Annotated in this window: 13 protein-coding genes; 7 read left to right on the top strand and 6 right to left on the bottom strand. The window is 64.5% G+C overall.

Features of this window, described 5'->3' with window-relative positions:
• The first annotated feature begins 99 nt into the window (after positions 1-99).
• Both ACH6CV_RS04900 and ACH6CV_RS04895 read left to right on the top strand, forming a co-directional pair.
• A complete protein-coding gene (locus tag ACH6CV_RS04900; protein WP_456357052.1) occupies positions 100-729 on the top strand; it encodes a helix-turn-helix domain-containing protein in 630 nt (209 codons plus the stop codon).
• Positions 726-1,592: a diacylglycerol/lipid kinase family protein gene (locus ACH6CV_RS04895; RefSeq protein WP_456357051.1), complete on the top strand. Its 867-nt coding sequence runs from the start codon at positions 726-728 to the stop codon at positions 1,590-1,592. The genes ACH6CV_RS04900 and ACH6CV_RS04895 overlap by 4 nt, the downstream gene beginning before the upstream one ends.
• 61 nt (positions 1,593-1,653) lie before the next feature.
• Here the strand turns inward: ACH6CV_RS04895 and ACH6CV_RS04890 are convergent, their stop codons facing one another.
• A complete protein-coding gene (locus ACH6CV_RS04890) occupies positions 1,654-3,171 on the bottom strand; it encodes a DUF3794 domain-containing protein (RefSeq protein WP_456357050.1) in 1,518 nt (505 codons plus the stop codon).
• 129 nt (positions 3,172-3,300) lie between these two features.
• Between ACH6CV_RS04890 and ACH6CV_RS04885 the strand changes: the two genes are divergently transcribed.
• On the top strand, positions 3,301-4,398 hold the full coding sequence (locus ACH6CV_RS04885; RefSeq protein ID WP_456357049.1) for a DUF362 domain-containing protein: 1,098 nt from the start codon (positions 3,301-3,303) through the stop codon (positions 4,396-4,398).
• 53 nt (positions 4,399-4,451) lie between these two features.
• Here the strand turns inward: ACH6CV_RS04885 and ACH6CV_RS04880 are convergent, their stop codons facing one another.
• The 4 genes from ACH6CV_RS04880 to udk form a co-directional block, all read right to left on the bottom strand.
• The gene (locus tag ACH6CV_RS04880) at positions 4,452-5,819 is read right to left on the bottom strand and encodes a phage terminase large subunit (RefSeq protein ID WP_456357048.1); all 1,368 of its coding nucleotides are present in this window, start codon (positions 5,817-5,819) and stop codon (positions 4,452-4,454) included.
• Entirely contained in the window at positions 5,819-6,127 is a 309-nt protein-coding gene (locus tag ACH6CV_RS04875; protein ID WP_456357047.1) for a hypothetical protein, read from the bottom strand. Before ACH6CV_RS04875 ends, ACH6CV_RS04880 begins: the two co-directional genes overlap by 1 nt.
• Before the next feature lie 78 nt (positions 6,128-6,205).
• Positions 6,206-8,722, bottom strand: coding sequence for an AMP-binding protein (locus tag ACH6CV_RS04870; RefSeq protein ID WP_456357046.1), 2,517 nt, complete (start codon positions 8,720-8,722; stop codon positions 6,206-6,208).
• A 593-nt stretch (positions 8,723-9,315) separates the two neighbouring features.
• Positions 9,316-9,930: a uridine kinase gene (udk, locus tag ACH6CV_RS04865; RefSeq protein WP_456357045.1), complete on the bottom strand. Its 615-nt coding sequence runs from the start codon at positions 9,928-9,930 to the stop codon at positions 9,316-9,318.
• Between the two features lie 63 nt (positions 9,931-9,993).
• Here udk and ACH6CV_RS04860 point away from each other — a divergent pair, with 63 nt between their 5' ends.
• The 4 genes from ACH6CV_RS04860 to ACH6CV_RS04845 all read left to right on the top strand — a co-directional run bounded on the left by ACH6CV_RS04860 (position 9,994) and on the right by ACH6CV_RS04845 (position 13,540).
• On the top strand, positions 9,994-10,725 hold the full coding sequence (locus ACH6CV_RS04860; RefSeq protein ID WP_456357044.1) for a hypothetical protein: 732 nt from the start codon (positions 9,994-9,996) through the stop codon (positions 10,723-10,725).
• A gap of 249 nt (positions 10,726-10,974) precedes the next feature.
• Positions 10,975-11,988: a methionine ABC transporter ATP-binding protein gene (locus ACH6CV_RS04855; protein WP_456357043.1), complete on the top strand. Its 1,014-nt coding sequence runs from the start codon at positions 10,975-10,977 to the stop codon at positions 11,986-11,988.
• Positions 11,985-12,647, top strand: coding sequence for a methionine ABC transporter permease (locus tag ACH6CV_RS04850; protein WP_456357042.1), 663 nt, complete (start codon positions 11,985-11,987; stop codon positions 12,645-12,647). The genes ACH6CV_RS04855 and ACH6CV_RS04850 overlap by 4 nt, the downstream gene beginning before the upstream one ends.
• Positions 12,648-12,715: 68 nt before the next feature.
• Complete coding sequence (locus ACH6CV_RS04845) at positions 12,716-13,540, top strand: MetQ/NlpA family ABC transporter substrate-binding protein (protein ID WP_456357041.1); 825 nt, start codon at positions 12,716-12,718, stop codon at positions 13,538-13,540.
• 116 nt (positions 13,541-13,656) lie between these two features.
• On the opposite strand, the gene ACH6CV_RS04840 is transcribed toward ACH6CV_RS04845, so the two are convergent.
• Positions 13,657-14,922, bottom strand: coding sequence for a methylaspartate ammonia-lyase (locus tag ACH6CV_RS04840; protein WP_456357040.1), 1,266 nt, complete (start codon positions 14,920-14,922; stop codon positions 13,657-13,659).
• Positions 14,923-15,016 lie beyond the last annotated feature (94 nt).

Here is a 15,016-nt window from a genome sequence, read left to right as displayed (position 1 = left end):
TCAACATTTTCGAGACTTTTCGTCCCCAAAAGTCGCATTTTGTGCTTTACTGTAACCATTTTGTTTGCTATACTAACGACGATATGCGCGGTAGGAGGGATGGCTGTGTCGTTCGGGCACAATCTGCGCGCACACCGGCTGGGGATGGGCTGGACGCAGCAACAACTGGCCGACCGGGTGGGCAAGACCAAGAACAACATCTCGCAGTACGAGTTGGGCAAGCGCGAGCCCAATTGCGAGCAGCTCAGGCAGTTTGCGCGGCTGATGGGGGTCAGCACCGACCAGTTGCTGGGCTTCGGCGCGGAGCCCGCGGCCCCCGCGTCGAAGCTGCGCGAGGACGCCGCCCCCAAGCGACCGTCCGGCGGCGGGCCCGTGCTGGCGGCGGTTTACGCCGACGCGGCGCTCGACAGGCCGACCGACTTCCGGTACCTGCCCGGAGAGGTTCACGACCCGGCGTCTCTGTTCTACTTCTACGCGCCGGACGACAGCATGATGGACTTCCGCATCCGTCAGGGCGACCTCATGCTGCTGCGCCGATCGGACGCGCCCGAGGGCGGCGGATTGTACCTGCTGCGCGGGCAGGATGGACGGGTACTGCTGCGCATGGTGCGCCTGGGCCCCGACGGCCGCTGCCTCGTGCAGGCCTCGGCGCGCCGCGCGCCCGAATGGACGGAGCCGGACCGGCTGCGCACACTCGGGCGACTACTCAGTGTGGAGTTTACCGTATGATGATACGGGTGATTGTCAACCCCGCCGCAGGACGCGGCAAGCCGCTTAAGCTGCTGGACGCGGTATGCGCGGAACTGGAAAAGCGGGCGCTCAATTATATCGTTACGCATTCCGAGCGCGCCGGGCACGTGGCGGAGCTGGCGCGCGAGGCCGGCCAGGCTACCGCGCTGCTGGTCATGGGCGGCGACGGCACGCTGTCCGAGGTGGTCTCGGGCCTTAACGGCCGCCCGGCGCGCCTGTATCTGGTGCCCAGCGGCACCGGCAACGACTTCGTCAAGACGCTGCGGCTGCCCCGCGATCCGCTGGCGGCGCTCAGGGCACAGCTGGACGGACCGGCCGCGCCGATCGACCTGCCGCAGCTCAACGGCCGCGCCTTTCTCAACGTGGCGGGCACCGGCTTCGACGTCGACGTGGTGCGCAAGGCCGAGCGCTACAAGCAGCGCTTTTCGGGTTTCATGACCTATCTGCTGGGGCTCATTCAGGCAATCCGGCATTTCAAGCCGATCGCGGCGCGCATTACGATAGACGGCGTAACCTGCGTAAAACAGCTCACGATCATCGAGGTGGCCAACGGCCGTTACTTCGGCGGCGGCATGAAGGTTGCGCCCGACGCCGACCCCTCCGACGGGCTGCTCGACCTGGTCTACGTGGACGCGGTCAAGCGCTGGCAGATCTGGTTGCTGCTGCCGCTGTTCATCCCCGGCTGGTTCACCCATCTGCCGATCACCCACCAGGCCCGCGTCAGCGCGCTCACGATCGAATCGGAAGGCATGACGATGATCGTCGACGGCGAGCTGTACGCGACAGACCGCGCCGAGTTCGGCATCCTGCCGGGAAGGATTTCGGTCTGCGGACCGCAGTAAAATACGCCTGCGGCGTGTGAAATGTGCCGCAGGCGCATCCCGTGTGTCCGAAGGGCAAGCTTCACGTGCGCAGCACAATCGGCTGCCCGCTCGCAAGCGTCTCGTTTCCCCCGCCCATCGACGCCAGCTTGCGCTGCGAAAGTCTGTAACGCTTGCCGAGACTCCACGTCGTCTCACCCTCGCCCGGCCAGTAGATCACCATACCGGCCGCGCGCTCGGGGGCGGCGCTCGTCGCGGCGCCGCTCGCCACCACCACGCGCCGGGCGACGCGGTAGAACCCGGTCAGCGAAAGCGTGCAGCGGATTTCCAGCCGGTCGCTCATCAGCGCGCCGGCGTCGGCCCCGGTCGCCGCGATGCGCACCCAGGCCGCTTCGGGCCATTCGCCCGCGCACTTGATCGCAAACGGCAACTCGCCGCGCACCGAGGTCACCTGCTGCGAGCCGCCGGGCAGGTACAGCGCCTTGACGTCGAGCGCGCCCTCGACGACGGTCGATCCGCCCTGCGCCATCCACTGACTGATTACGGGGCGCACCCGCGTGGCCAGCACCGTGCCGACCGCGCTGGCCCCCTCGGGCAGCAGCAGCGTGCCGCGAAACGGCTCGGAGACGTTGATCTGCTCGCTCCGCTGCGCCACGTCGATCGTCGTCTGCATACAGTTGACCGCGGTCGATCCGGTCGCGTAGGTGTCCGACAGCGCAGTGGCGCAATCCTGCGCGTCGGCGCGTACGCAAATCTGCGCCTCGGCCTCGAGCTTCAAAATCGCCTCGCCCTCCTCGTCGCCGGGCGCGATTTCAGTCGTCAGGCGCTTGACCTCGGCGTCCGCCGTGACATTGCCGGCCAGCCATTCGGGCAGCTCGACCAACTGCTCGAACGGCATCATCACCTTGACCAACGCCACCGGCCGCGACGGTACGCCGGTGCCAATCAGCGCCTCGGCCTGGATCTCGCCGCGCGCGCGCACGCCACCCAGGTCGCGCTCGGCGGCAATCAACCGCGCCTGCGCCCAGTCCATCAGCGACACCCGCGCGTCCAGCCCGCTGGGCAGCGCCACCTCCTCGCGCACCAACGCATCGGCCGACGACTCGGCTGCCAGCTTGCTCGAGCACACCTCCTCAAACCGCGCCTCAAGCGCGTCCACGCCGCCGATTTGCGTAATCAGCTCCGTCGGCTCGAGCGAGAGCGCCTGGACCCTGAGGCCCACCACCACGACGAACCGGATGCGGCCGTTGTCATAGCTGGCGCGCACATCCTCAACCACGGCCTGCGCGCGCACAATCGACTTGGGGCCGACACCGGTAAGCTCCGCCACCTCGCTGAACCGCGCCGGCACGGCCACCGCGCGCGTCGCGCCTTCGCCCGGTCGGTACACCGCCTGGCACATCACCGTGCCCTCCACCACCACCCGGTCGGTCTGCGGCTGCGCCGAGTCGATCGTCGCCTCGGCCTCCTCCATCAGCACCTCGATCGCCTCGCGCCCCGCGCCCGGCGTCGCCGTCTCCGTCGACACCTGCAGCTGCATCCGGCTTTCCCCGATCAGCTTTTCGACCTCTATGGTCTGCCGACCCAGCGTCAATTCCATAAAAAATCCCTCCTCACCCATTGCTTAAACCTATGCGCCTCCCAAAAAAGCTATGAGCGCTTGTTCACGCGCGCCGCAAGTGGTATAATCAACTGGTCAAGCCTACACATCATATGGAGGGATACGTTCATGCCATCCACCGTGCTATTCGCGCCCATGGCCTATACGCGCTACGAGGCCACCCAGACCCTGCCCGAGAAGTTCGACCGGCTGCTCAAGGCGTCCGGCCTAAAGGATCGTCTGAAAGGCAAGGCGGTCGCCATCAAGATGCACGTGGGCGAGGGCGTCGGCTATTCCACGATCGCGCCGGTCTTCGTGCGCAAGCTGGTAGACTTCGTCAAAAAGAGCGGCGGCGACTGCTTTGTCACCGACCACTACGTGGCCAAGCGCAACCCCGAAATGCGCGGCTACACCGACAGCGCGCTCGGCTGTCCGGTGCTGGACGACTGCGGCTATTTCGGCAAGTACTTCTACACCAGGGAAGTGGACTTCAAGACGCTCAAGCAGGTCGACGTGGCCGGGCTGATCCACGACGCCGACTTCCTGATCGACTTCTCCCACGTCAAGGGCCACGGCTCCTGCGGCTACGGCGGCGCGTGCAAGAACATCGCGATGGGCTGCGTGACCGACCGCACCCGCCATCAAATCCACGCGCTCGAGGGCGGCCTTCTGTGGGACGAGTCCAAGTGCACCCGCTGCGGCAAGTGCATCAAGTCCTGCAACCATGAGGCCAACCGCTTCACCGAGCCGGGCACGCAGGGTAGGTACGAGGTCAACTACCACCACTGCACGCTGTGCCAGCATTGCCTCAAGGTGTGCCCGACCGGCGCGATCACGCTGGACAGTCACGACTACGCCGATTTCCAGCAGGGCATGGCGCTGACCACGCGCACGGTTCTCGATACCTTCGGGCCGGGCAACAGCTACTTCATCAACGTGCTCACGCAAATCACCGCGCTGTGCGACTGCTGGGGCATGACCACGCCCTCGCTGGTGCCCGACATCGGCATCATGGCCTCGGACGACATCGTGGCGGTCGAGCGCGCGTCGCTGGACGCCATCAAGACCTGCGACCTGATCCCCGCCGGCGTGCCCGCCGGCCACAAGATGGAGGGCGAGGGCCACCTGTTCGAGCGGCTGCACGGCAAGAACCCCTACGTCCAGCTGGACAAGCTGCAAGAGCAGGGGTTGGGCACGCAGGCGTATGAATTGAAAGTGATTAAGTAAATGGACAAACCGGAGGCCGCCGCGGATTTGCGCGACGGCCTCCGGTTTTTCGTTCACTCGTCCAGCGGGCTATACCCCCGCCGCTTCTTCGTCTGCGCGCGCGGGGCGACCGGGCGCTCCATCAAGAAATACCGCGTCTCGTCGTACACATGGTCCTCGCCCGCGCTGTCGATGTCCTCGGGGCGCGCGCTGTCGTAAGCCAGCGCGGGCACGGTCTGGCGGAACGCGCGGCAACTTTCGAATACGTACAGCCCGGGCAGGCCCTCCCCGTCGAACTTGAGCCGCTCGTGCAGCTGCATCTTGCCGCTCAGGCGCGCGTTATCGCCGGGCAGGAAGAATACGCCCTCCCGCTCCATCTGCTCGGCCACGCTCTCGCCCCGGCTGGCGTCCCAGATCGACGGATCGGCCACGCCCGCCACATGTGTCTCGCCCGCCGCCGCCTCGACCTCGCGGATGCGCCGGGCGATCGCGCGCGGGGACAGCTTCAAGCCCTGATTATGCTCGCCGCCGTACCACTCGCGGTAGCGGTACACCCGCCCGTCGAAATCCACCGCCCACCAACCCACCGAGAACGGGCGCGAGTAGCCAAAGTCGAAGCTGCGGTAGCGCGGCCAATTCGCCGGCACCGTGAACGGCGCGATCACATGGGTGAAGCGCCGGTCCTCGCGGTGGGCTGCGTCGTCGGTGAACTCGGGGAACGCCTGCCCCTCGAACGCGTCCCAGCGCCCCAGCAGCAGCGCCTCACGCAGCGCGCGCGGCTTCTGCTCGAGCTCAAAGATGTAGTCGGCGGTCAGGTGTGGGTTGTCGGTGGCGCGCGCCGGGATATACTGGATCCGGCGCAGCTGCGAGCGCCCGAGCAGCTGCGAATGCACCTTGCGCAGGTGCATCACCCCCGGCTCGGCGGCGTCGACAAAGTACTTCTTGACCCAGGCATGGCCCGGCCCGCCGGGATTGGTGGTGCAGCGTACGACCGGGCGGATGTTCAGCCGCGCGGGCGCGCGCAGGCGGGTCTTCAAGTAGTCGTACATCTCCTTGGAGAAATGGGTCAGCTCGTCGATGAACAGCCAGTGTATCTCCGCGCCCTGGTACAGCAGCAGGTCCTTGGCGCTCTGGCAATGGCGAAAGCGCAGCACGCTGCCGTTCGCAAGCATCATGTCGTGGGTCGCGGCCCTGTACTTGAACAGCGCGCCCGGCAGCGCCCTGAGCGCCTCGGGGACCAGCGTATCGTCGAGCTCGCGCAGGCTGCGCCGGAACAGGTAAGCCTGGGTGCCCGGGTGCTCGAGACAGCGCAGCAGCGCCTCCATGACGACCGCGCGGCTCTTGCCGCCGCCGGCCGCGCCGCCGTAGAGCAGCTCGTCGGCGGTGGAGGCGTGGAAAAGCGCCTGGCGCTCGGTGGGCACGTAGTCGAGCTCAATCTCCACTACGATTCCCCCTCTTCGCCCGGGCGAGGCACCCGGCTGATGACGCGGATCACGCCGCCCGCGCCGGCTGAGTTTTTCTCACCCTCGTCGCGCCACCGCTCGGGCGCGCGCTCGCGCAGCCACGCCTTGATGGCGTCGAGGTCGGGCGGCAGCTGTTTGATTACGATCTCCCTTTTCTCCTTCATGCCGCCCTTGCCGTCGTCCTCGGTGGTGCTCTTCTCCTCGCGCTGCGTGATGCCGCCCACCGCCTTCTGGTAGAACGCCTCCTCGACCTGCCCGGTCAAGCGCCTGTCGGATGCCTTGCCCATTCGATCCCTCCTCGCGCCCATCCTAGCGAGGCGGGGCTGACACAAAGCGACCGGGGGGGGTGGACTGTTGTAACGGCCCTACGCCGTTTCGATCTTGCTGTCCGCCACCAGGTTCAGCTTCTCGGTGAACTCCTCGCGCATCTTGTACTTGAGGATCTTGCCCGCGGCGTTCATCGGGAAGGCGTCCACGAACTGGACGTACTTCGGGCACTTGTGCTTGGCCATGTGCTTGAGGCAATGCGCGCGGATTTCCTCCTGGGTCGCCGTTTCGCCGTCCTTGAGCACGACGCAGGCGCAGATTTCCTCGCCGTATTGCTTGTCGGGCACGCCGATCACCTGCACGTCCCGGACCTGCGGGTGCGCGTACAGGAATTCCTCGATCTCCTTGGGGTAGATGTTCTCGCCGCCGCGGATAATCATGTCCTTGATGCGGCCGGTGATCTTGTAGTTGCCTTCCCTGGTGCGCCGGGCCAGGTCGCCGGTGTGCAGCCAGCCGTCCTCGTCGATCGCGGCGGCGGTCGCCTCGGGCATCTTGTAGTAGCCCTTCATGATGTTGTAGCCGCGCGCCACGAGCTCGCCGTCCACCTCGTCGGGCAGCTCCTCGCCCGTTTCGGGATCGACGATCCTGCACTCGACGCCGAACATCGCGCCGCCCACGGTCGATACCCGTACCTCGATCGGGTCGCTGGTCTTGGACATCGTGCAGCCGGGCGAGGCCTCGGTCTGACCGTAGGTGATGCAGATCTCGTCCATGTGCATCTTGGTCAGTACGTCCTGCATGACCTTGATCGGGCAGGGGCTGCCCGCCATGATGCCGGTGCGCATATGGCTGAAGTCGGTCTTTGCGAAGTCCTCGTGCTCGAGCATCGCAATAAACATCGTGGGCACGCCGTGGCAGGCGGTGATCTTTTCCTTGTGGATGCACTCGAGCGAGGCGCGCGGCGAGAACACCGGCAACGGGCAGATCGTCGTGCCGTGGGTCATTGCGGCGGTCATACCCAGCACCATGCCGAAGCAATGGAACATCGGCACGTGGATCAGCAGCCGGTCGGCGGTCGACAGGTCCATGCAGTCGCCGATGGCCTTGCCGTTGTTGACCACATTGTGGTGGGTCAGCATGACGCCCTTGGGAAAGCCGGTCGTACCCGAGGTGTACTGCATGTTGCACACGTCGTGCGGCATAACGCGCGCGGCGCGGGAGAGCACTTCGCTCAGCGGCACCTGCTCGGAAAGCTCAATCGCCTCCTCCCAGGTGTACGCGCCGGGCAGCATGCTGTCGACGGTCACGATGTTCTTGAGCCGCGGCAGACGCTTGCTGTTCAGCTGACCGGGGGCGCTGTCTTTTAGCTCCGGGCATAGCTCGGCCATGATCTCGAGGTAGTGCGAGTCCTTGCAGCCCTCGATCATCACCAGCGTGTGGGTATCCGATTGGCGCAGCAGGTACTCGGCCTCGTGGATTTTGTAGGCGGTGTTGACCGTGACCAGCACCGCGCCGATCTTGACCGTCGCCCAGAAGGTGATGTACCACTCGGGCACGTTGGTGGCCCAGATCGCCACATGGTCGCCCCGGCCCACGCCCATCGCGATCAGCGCGCGCGCGAAGGTGTCCACATCGTCGCGGAACTGGGCGTAGGTGCGCGTGTAGTAGCGGCTCGTGTAGCGCAGCGCGACCTGATCGGGAAACTCCCGCACCATGCGGTCGAGCACCTCGCTGAACGTCAGCTCGATCAGCCGTTCCTTCTTCCACACGTACTTGCCGGCGTTGCGCTCGTCGTCCTCGAGCAGGCTCCGGTCTATGTAGCTGTGCATGTAGTTGGCATACTGCGGGAACACCACGCCCGGATCCTGCAAATCGCGCGCCCAGCGCTTGACCCACTCGAGCGACACGTAGCCGTCGTAGCCGATGGCGCTCACCGCGTCCAGCATCTCGTCGATCGGCAGGTCGCCGTCGCCCATCATCCGGTAGCACACGGCCCCGTCCTCGATCACCGAATCCTTGACGTGCATGTAGCGGATGCAGCCGCCCAGATTCCCCACCGTCTGTTCGGGCGACTCGCCGAAGAAGCGATACGGATGGTGCACATCCCAGAGCGCCGCCACCTGCGGCTCGGCCACCCGGTCGAGCAGGCGCCTAAGGCGCGCGGTGTCGGCGTACACGCCGTTGGTCTCCACCAGCAGCGTGACGCCCGTGCCGTCGGTCAGGCGCGCCAACCGCTTGAGGAAGGCCGCGATGGAATCGTCGTCCACCGGGCCTGTGACCTGCGGCTCGCGGTCGGCCAGGATGCGGATGTAGGGCGTGCCGAGCGTATCGGCCAGATGGATGTACGCGCGAATTTCGGCCTCGGTCTCGGCGCGCTTGTCCTCAAACTTGAGCGCGCAGCCGGTCGACAGGCAGGGAATCTCGAGGCGGAGCTTCTTGAGCTTCGCCATCGTCTTGTCGATCTGGCCGGGCGCGAACGGGGGCGCCTGGCAGGCGTCGAGCGCCCGGCCCAGCCCGCGCACCTCGATGCCGTCGAAGTGAAAGTCCTTCGCCATCGAGTAGATGTCCGTCCAGCTGAATTCCGGACAACCGAGCGTCGAAAATGCGATCTTCATGGGCGTCTCTCCTTGCGTCTTATCTTGGCCTCCCCGGCATCAGGGCAACAAAAAACCGCCCTTCATGCCTGAAAGACGGATGGTTTCGATCCGCGGTACCACTTTCCTTGCCGCGATATGCGCGGCCGCTCTGACGCAGCCAGGTTGCCCTGAGTGCGCGTCCCGGTAACGGAGGAAGCCGTTCCAGCCTACTTGGCGCCCCGCGGGCATCCGTTCAGCCGACCGCTCACGGGTCAGTAGGGTTTCGGTCCTTTGCCGCCTCGCAGCGAACGGCGGCTCTCTGTGAAAGGACGCCTGAAGCCCATGCTCCCGATCGTCGCGTTTATATGCGATTGTGTGAAATTATACCGGCACGCCGCGCGCAAATCAACGAAGATACGGTTAAATTCACCCGACTCACAGCCGGCGCGCCCGGGATGCTGTCCTCGCACGTCTGAAAGCCCGACCCCTGCGCAAACAGTTGAAGCTCCTTCTTCCCCGGCCCCCTTCTCCTACACGTCCACCGTCTGGAATTTCACGCCGCGCTCCTTGAAGAAGCGCCCGGCCTTTTGCGCCTCGGAAACGCGCTTGTAGACACAGATCGCGATCACATGCTATAATCCCCCCAGGCGGCCGCTGTTGATGTAGCACGCCAGGATGTCCACGATGCGCTTGTTCTTGCCGCCGCCGGCCACGATCACGTCGGCGTAGTCGATGTAGCCGCGGATGTAGCGCTCGTACATGGGCTTGACGGTGGTCATGTACTGCTGGGCGATGCCCTCGATGTGACGGCCGCGCTTGATGATGTCGCGCTTGACGCGCCGCAAAAGGCAGATGTCGGGGTCGACGCGGATGTAGATCTTGAAGTCGAGCTCGGCGCGCACCGCCTCGTCGTAGAAGCAGTGGATGCCTTCGAGGATGATGACGTCCTTGGGCTCGATCAGTTCGCCTGAATCGCAGCGCAGGTGCTGGGTGTAGTCGTAGGCCTTGCGGGTGATCGCACGGCCGGCCTTGAGCGAACGCAGGTCTTGGAGCAGCGAATCGTGCTCGAACGCGTCGGGCTCGTCGTAATTGATCCGCTCGCGCTGGTGGAACGGCAGTTCCAGGTGGTTTTTGTAGTAGCTGTCTTGCGCCAGCAAGATGCACTGCTGATCGATCGCGCGCGCCAGCGCGGCCGACAACGTGCTCTTGCCGCTGCCCGACGCGCCGCATATGCCGATGGTGAGCACAAACATCGCCCCTTTATGACCTATGTCGGTATCAGTATATCTGGCTTGGGAGGGTTTGTAAAGATGCGCTCCGAGGAGTTTTTGCTATTGTACCGCCAACTCGAGGAAGCCCTCGAAAATAAGTACGCCCGCTCGCTGCGAACCACCGGCAGCGTGGTCATGGAGTATTTGCACGACGACGACAGCCTGCCGTTTCGCGACCGGCTGAACCTGTGCCGGGAGATCCGCAACATCCTGACCCACAACGCCGCGGGCGACGACAGCGCGGTGGTCGAGCCGAGCGAGGCGATCGTAGGCGCGCTGCGCGAGATCGTCGAGGAGCTGAAAAAACCGCTGCGCGCGCTGACGTTTGCGACCGGAGTGGAAGGCGTGATGCGCGCGCGGATGGATTTCGCCGCGATCCGGCTGATGCGCGACATGCAGCAGCGGGGGTTCTCCCACATCCCGGTGTACGACGGGGGCGCATTCAGGGGCGTGTTCAGCGTTTCGACGGTGTTCTCCTACCTGGCCGCGCATCCGGGCAGCGCGATCGATGAAAACACCCGCCTGTCGGATTTCCGTGCGTTTCTGCCGATCGAGAAACACATGACCGAGCGGTTTCTGTTCATGCCGCCTGCGGCCACCTACATGGACGTCAAGCGCGCGTTCGAAGCCGACATCAAGAAGCGCAAGCGCGTCGCGGTGATCTTCATCACCGATACCGGCGACGAGTCGGGCGCGCTGCTCGGCCTCATCACACCATGGGACGCGCTGTCCAAGGTGCAGGGCCTGAGCACGCTGATCGAGGACATTTAACTTGACAACCCGTTCCCACTGCTGTAGAATGGCCAAAACGTAACACTGAGGAAGGGAGATTGCGCAGCAATGAAGGCAACGCTCTTCGTAAACGCCATGATGATGCCCACGAACATGCGTCGCACTTGCGGCGGCATGTTCGTTTTCGCACCTCGTGGCCTGCGCAACGTCCGCCTTTAGCCTGTTTATGGGGCAATGTCGGCAGATCGCAAGGTCTGCCGTTTTTTTGTATGAATCGGAGGGATGATCTTGGCTGAAACGGGCGAGCCCATGATTCGCATCGAGGGGCTGTCGAAGGTCTACGGCAGCGGCGCGGAAGCGGTGACGGCGCTCAGCGGCGTGAATCTGACGGTGAGGCGCGGCGACATCCACGGCATCATCGGCATGAGCGGCGCGGGCAAATCCACGCTGATCCGCTGCATCAACCGGCTGGACACGCCGACCGAGGGGCGTATCTTCATCGACGGGCAGAACGTGCTGGAGCTTTCCGGCCGTGAGCTCGGCGTCATGCGCAAACGGGTCAGCATGATTTTCCAGCAGTTCGGGCTGCTCATGCAGCGCAATGTCTCCCGCAATGTGCGCTATCCGCTCGAAATCGCGGGCGTGCCCCGCGCCGAGGCCAACAAGCGCGTGAAGGAGTTGCTCGAGATCGTGGGGCTGACGGGCAAGGCGCGCGCCTACCCGTCACAGCTGTCGGGCGGACAGAAGCAGCGGGTGGCAATCGCCCGCGCGCTGGCGCTGAACCCCGAGGTGCTGCTGTGCGACGAGGCCACCTCGGCGCTCGACCCGATGACCACCCAATCGATCCTCAAGCTGCTTCAGGACATCAACCAGCGCATGGGCATCACGATCGTGCTAATCACCCACGAGATGGCGGTCATCCGTCAAATTTGCAACATGGTCACGATCATCGACGGCGGCTCGATCGTCGAGGAAGGCGGCGTGGACCAGGTGTTCACCCACACCAAGAGCGCGGCCGGGCGGCGGCTGTTCGGGGTCATCCAGCAGGAGAACGAGGACGAAATCACCCAGGCCTTGCGCATCGTGTTCGACGGGCAGAGCCGCAACGCCCCGATGCTGTCCGACTTCGTGCTCAAGCACCAAATGCCGGTCAACATCCTGTCGGCGAACATGCACCGGATTGGCGGCAAGGCCTACGGGCAAATGCTGCTCGAGCTGCCCGAATCCTACTCAGACCGGGAAAAGCTGGTCAAGGGGTTGACCGAAATGGGTTTGACCGTCGAGGAGGTGCACGCCAAATGACGATGGACAACATCTGGGCGCTGGTCGCGCAGGGCGTCGCCGACACGCTGTACATGACGCTGCCCTCGGCCATCCTCGCCTACCTGGTCGGCCTGCCGCTGGGCGTACTGCTGGTCATCACCGGCAAGGGCCACATCAAGGAGTCCCCGACGCTCAACGCCGTGCTCGGCGCGATCGTCAACTTCCTGCGCTCGGTGCCGTTCTTGATCCTGCTGGTGATGCTGTTCCCGGTCACCCGCGTCGTGATGGGCACCGCGATCGGCACCCGATCGATCATCTTCCCGCTCACGGTCAGCGCCTTCCCGTTTGTGGCGCGCATGGTCGAGGGCGCGCTCAAGGAGGTGGACTCAGGCACGATCGAGGCCGCGCAGTCGATGGGCTCGTCGACGTTTGAGATCATCCGGAAGGTGCTGCTGCCCGAGGCCCTGCCCTCGCTGATTAACGGCGCGGCCATCTGCGTGACCACGATCCTGGCCTACACCGCCATGGCGGGCGCGGCCGGCGGCGACGGACTGGGCAAGATCGCCATCACCTACGGCCTCAATCGGCGCGAATACGGCGTGATGTACTTTGCCTCGATCGCCCTGGTCGTGCTGGTGCAGCTGTTTCAAATCGTGGGCGGCATCCTGACCCGCGTGAGCGACCACCGGCGGCGTTGATACCAAGCGGCATCGTCCGCTTCATATAGATTTTCTGTTGTATCGCAATAATTTGAGGAGGTATCCCCATGAAGAAGCTGTTGTCCGTTTTGTTGGCGCTCGGCCTGATCCTGTCGGTTTCCCCCGCGTTCGCCGCCGAGAAGATCGTCATCGGCGCGACCCCCTCGCCGCACCAGGAGATTCTGGAGCTGATTAAGCCCGACTTCGACGCGCTGGGCTACGATCTGGAAATCATCACCTTCACCGAGTACCCGCTGCCCAACCCGGCGCTGGCCACCGGCGAGCTGAATGCCAACTACTTCCAGCACATTCCCTATCTTAGCGCCTATAACGCCACGGTTCCCGAGTCCGAGCAGTTGGTCGCGGCGATCGGCGTGCACTATGAGCCTTACGGCATCTACGCCGGCCGCGTGAACTCGATCGAGGCGCTGAGCGACGGCGGCGTAATCGCGGTCACCAACGACCCCTCCAACGAGACCCGCGCGCTGCTGCTGCTCGAGTCGGCCGGGCTGATTGTACTGCCCAAGGGCACGACGCCCGACTCCTCGGTGACCGCGCTCGACATCGTCGAGAATCCGAAAAACCTGGACATCCGCGAGATGGACGCCAACCTGATCCCCTCGACGCTGAACGACGTGGACCTTGCGGTCATCAACGGCAACTTCGCGCTGGACGCGGGGCTCAGCCCGGCCACCGACGCCATCTACCTCGAAGCCGCCGACAGCGAAGCCGGCAAGGTCTACACCAACTACGTCGTGATTCGCCAGGCGGATCAAGATGCCCAGTGGGTCAAGGACCTCGAAAGCGTGCTGTGCTCGAAAAAGGTCGCCGACTTCGTGCTGACCAGCGACACCTATAAGGGCGGCGTGATCCCGGCGTTCGAGGTAAAGTAACGCGCACAGGTTGACATCAGGGGGCTGCGACGCCATGAAAAGCGCCGCAGCCCCCTTAACATTCTCCATTCCCTCCCCGGAGGGATGCCCGCAGGCGGGGTGTCGCCTTCCTTCCTCTATCTAACCGGGTTATACCGCGGCCCGCGCGCCTTGCGATACGCGAGAATTCGCTGCATCTCATTGTAGACGATCATATAGCCCTCGTCCACGCCCATGCCCGGCTTGGCCAGAATCTGAACGGGGTGGGTGGCCATGGCTACGTGTACGCAGACCTGCGCCGAGCGGTCGGTCTCGTTGCAGGTGCCGCCCTGGTACGCGCCCATGCCGTGCGCCTTGCAGTAGAGCACCGCCTTGATCGTATTGTCGATGCCGCCCAGATCCGGCGTCTTGATTTGCACCATGTGCCCGGCCTGGTTGTCGGTGAAGTACACCACGTCCTCGTAGGTGTTGCACCACTCGTCGGCGACCAGTTCGACGGCGATCTCGCGCGCGTCGATTTCCTTGCGCAACTCGCGCAGCGCGACCATCTGCGCTTCGCGGCTGCCCGCGTCCATCGGGCCCTCGATGCGCAGCTTGAACGGGTAGGCCGCCTCCGCAAGCTCGCTCAAGTAGTCGGCCATGCCCTTGTAGTTGTTGTTGCCGAGGATCAACCCGATCGTGCCGTACACGTCGATGTGCAGGACGGGCCTGTACTGCTCGTCCGTGCGCAACTGAATGATGCGGTCCCGCAGCCATTCGACGTACTTGATCAGCCTTTCGCCGTGCTCGCCCAGCTTGGTCGCCACGTGGTTGATAAGCGCGTGCGGCAGCACGTCCGCGTGCTTCATAATCATCTTGTCGGCATTGTCGTATCGGGCGTCGCCCGACTGGGTAAAGATCGGGATCAGGCGGCTGGAGACATTCGTGCCGTATTCCTCGGCCACCACCTCGCACATCAGCCGGTGCTGCGCGCGCGCGACCGCGTCCAGAATCGCCTGGCTGACGCCATAGCGAATCGCAGTGTGCAGCTTCTTGCCGTCCACCTCGATCTCGTCCAACTCCTGGCACAACTTCTTGAACGAGTCGGCCTCGCGGTCCACAAGCAGCGGCTTCACGTGGCTGTCGATCACCTTGATGAAATCGCCGGCCAGGAACAGCGGGTCGCGCCCGCCCGTGCCCGAATACTGCACCGCGGCGCAGTCGCCGTAGGCCACCTGGCCATCCTCAAGCAGCAGCATCACCGAGATCGACTCGCCGGCCTGTCGCACCGCGCTGAAGCCCTTGGTGACCGGCTCGCCGACATAGGCCGAACCATCGGCCCGCGCGCCCTTCTTGATCGCCTGCTGATCGTCGAAGAAGAACCCGGTGCGTCCGGGCGAGCAAATGACGTCGATGATCTTCATGATTCCTGACCTCCTTGTATTATAACCCCACGATCAACGGGGGTTCATCCTCACCATCCGTCCTCCGCTCTCTATCCGGGAGCGTCCGGGAGGG

It is taken from the genome of Anaerozeibacter quisquiliarum, assembly GCF_051162045.1.
GTDB classification, from domain to species: domain Bacteria; phylum Bacillota; class Clostridia; order Christensenellales; family Aristaeellaceae; genus Anaerozeibacter; species Anaerozeibacter quisquiliarum.
Note: the sequence above shows the minus strand (reverse complement) of the source record. Positions and strands in the feature narration are given on the sequence as shown.

Bases quoted from the DNA above. Each gene is read 5' to 3' on its own strand.
- ACH6CV_RS04895 (WP_456357051.1), top strand. From the start codon at position 726: ATGATGATACGGGTGATTGTCAACCCCGCCGCAGGACGCGGCAAGCCG.
- ACH6CV_RS04885 (WP_456357049.1), top strand. From the start codon at position 3,301: ATGCCATCCACCGTGCTATTCGCGCCCATGGCCTATACGCGCTACGAG.
- ACH6CV_RS04845 (WP_456357041.1), top strand. From the start codon at position 12,716: ATGAAGAAGCTGTTGTCCGTTTTGTTGGCGCTCGGCCTGATCCTGTCG.
- ACH6CV_RS04860 (WP_456357044.1), top strand. From the start codon at position 9,994: ATGCGCTCCGAGGAGTTTTTGCTATTGTACCGCCAACTCGAGGAAGCC.
- ACH6CV_RS04870 (WP_456357046.1), bottom strand. From the start codon at position 8,722: ATGAAGATCGCATTTTCGACGCTCGGTTGTCCGGAATTCAGCTGGACG.
- ACH6CV_RS04850 (WP_456357042.1), top strand. From the start codon at position 11,985: ATGACGATGGACAACATCTGGGCGCTGGTCGCGCAGGGCGTCGCCGAC.
- ACH6CV_RS04875 (WP_456357047.1), bottom strand. From the start codon at position 6,127: ATGGGCAAGGCATCCGACAGGCGCTTGACCGGGCAGGTCGAGGAGGCG.
- ACH6CV_RS04840 (WP_456357040.1), bottom strand. From the start codon at position 14,922: ATGAAGATCATCGACGTCATTTGCTCGCCCGGACGCACCGGGTTCTTC.
- ACH6CV_RS04890 (WP_456357050.1), bottom strand. From the start codon at position 3,171: ATGGAATTGACGCTGGGTCGGCAGACCATAGAGGTCGAAAAGCTGATC.
- ACH6CV_RS04900 (WP_456357052.1), top strand. From the start codon at position 100: ATGGCTGTGTCGTTCGGGCACAATCTGCGCGCACACCGGCTGGGGATG.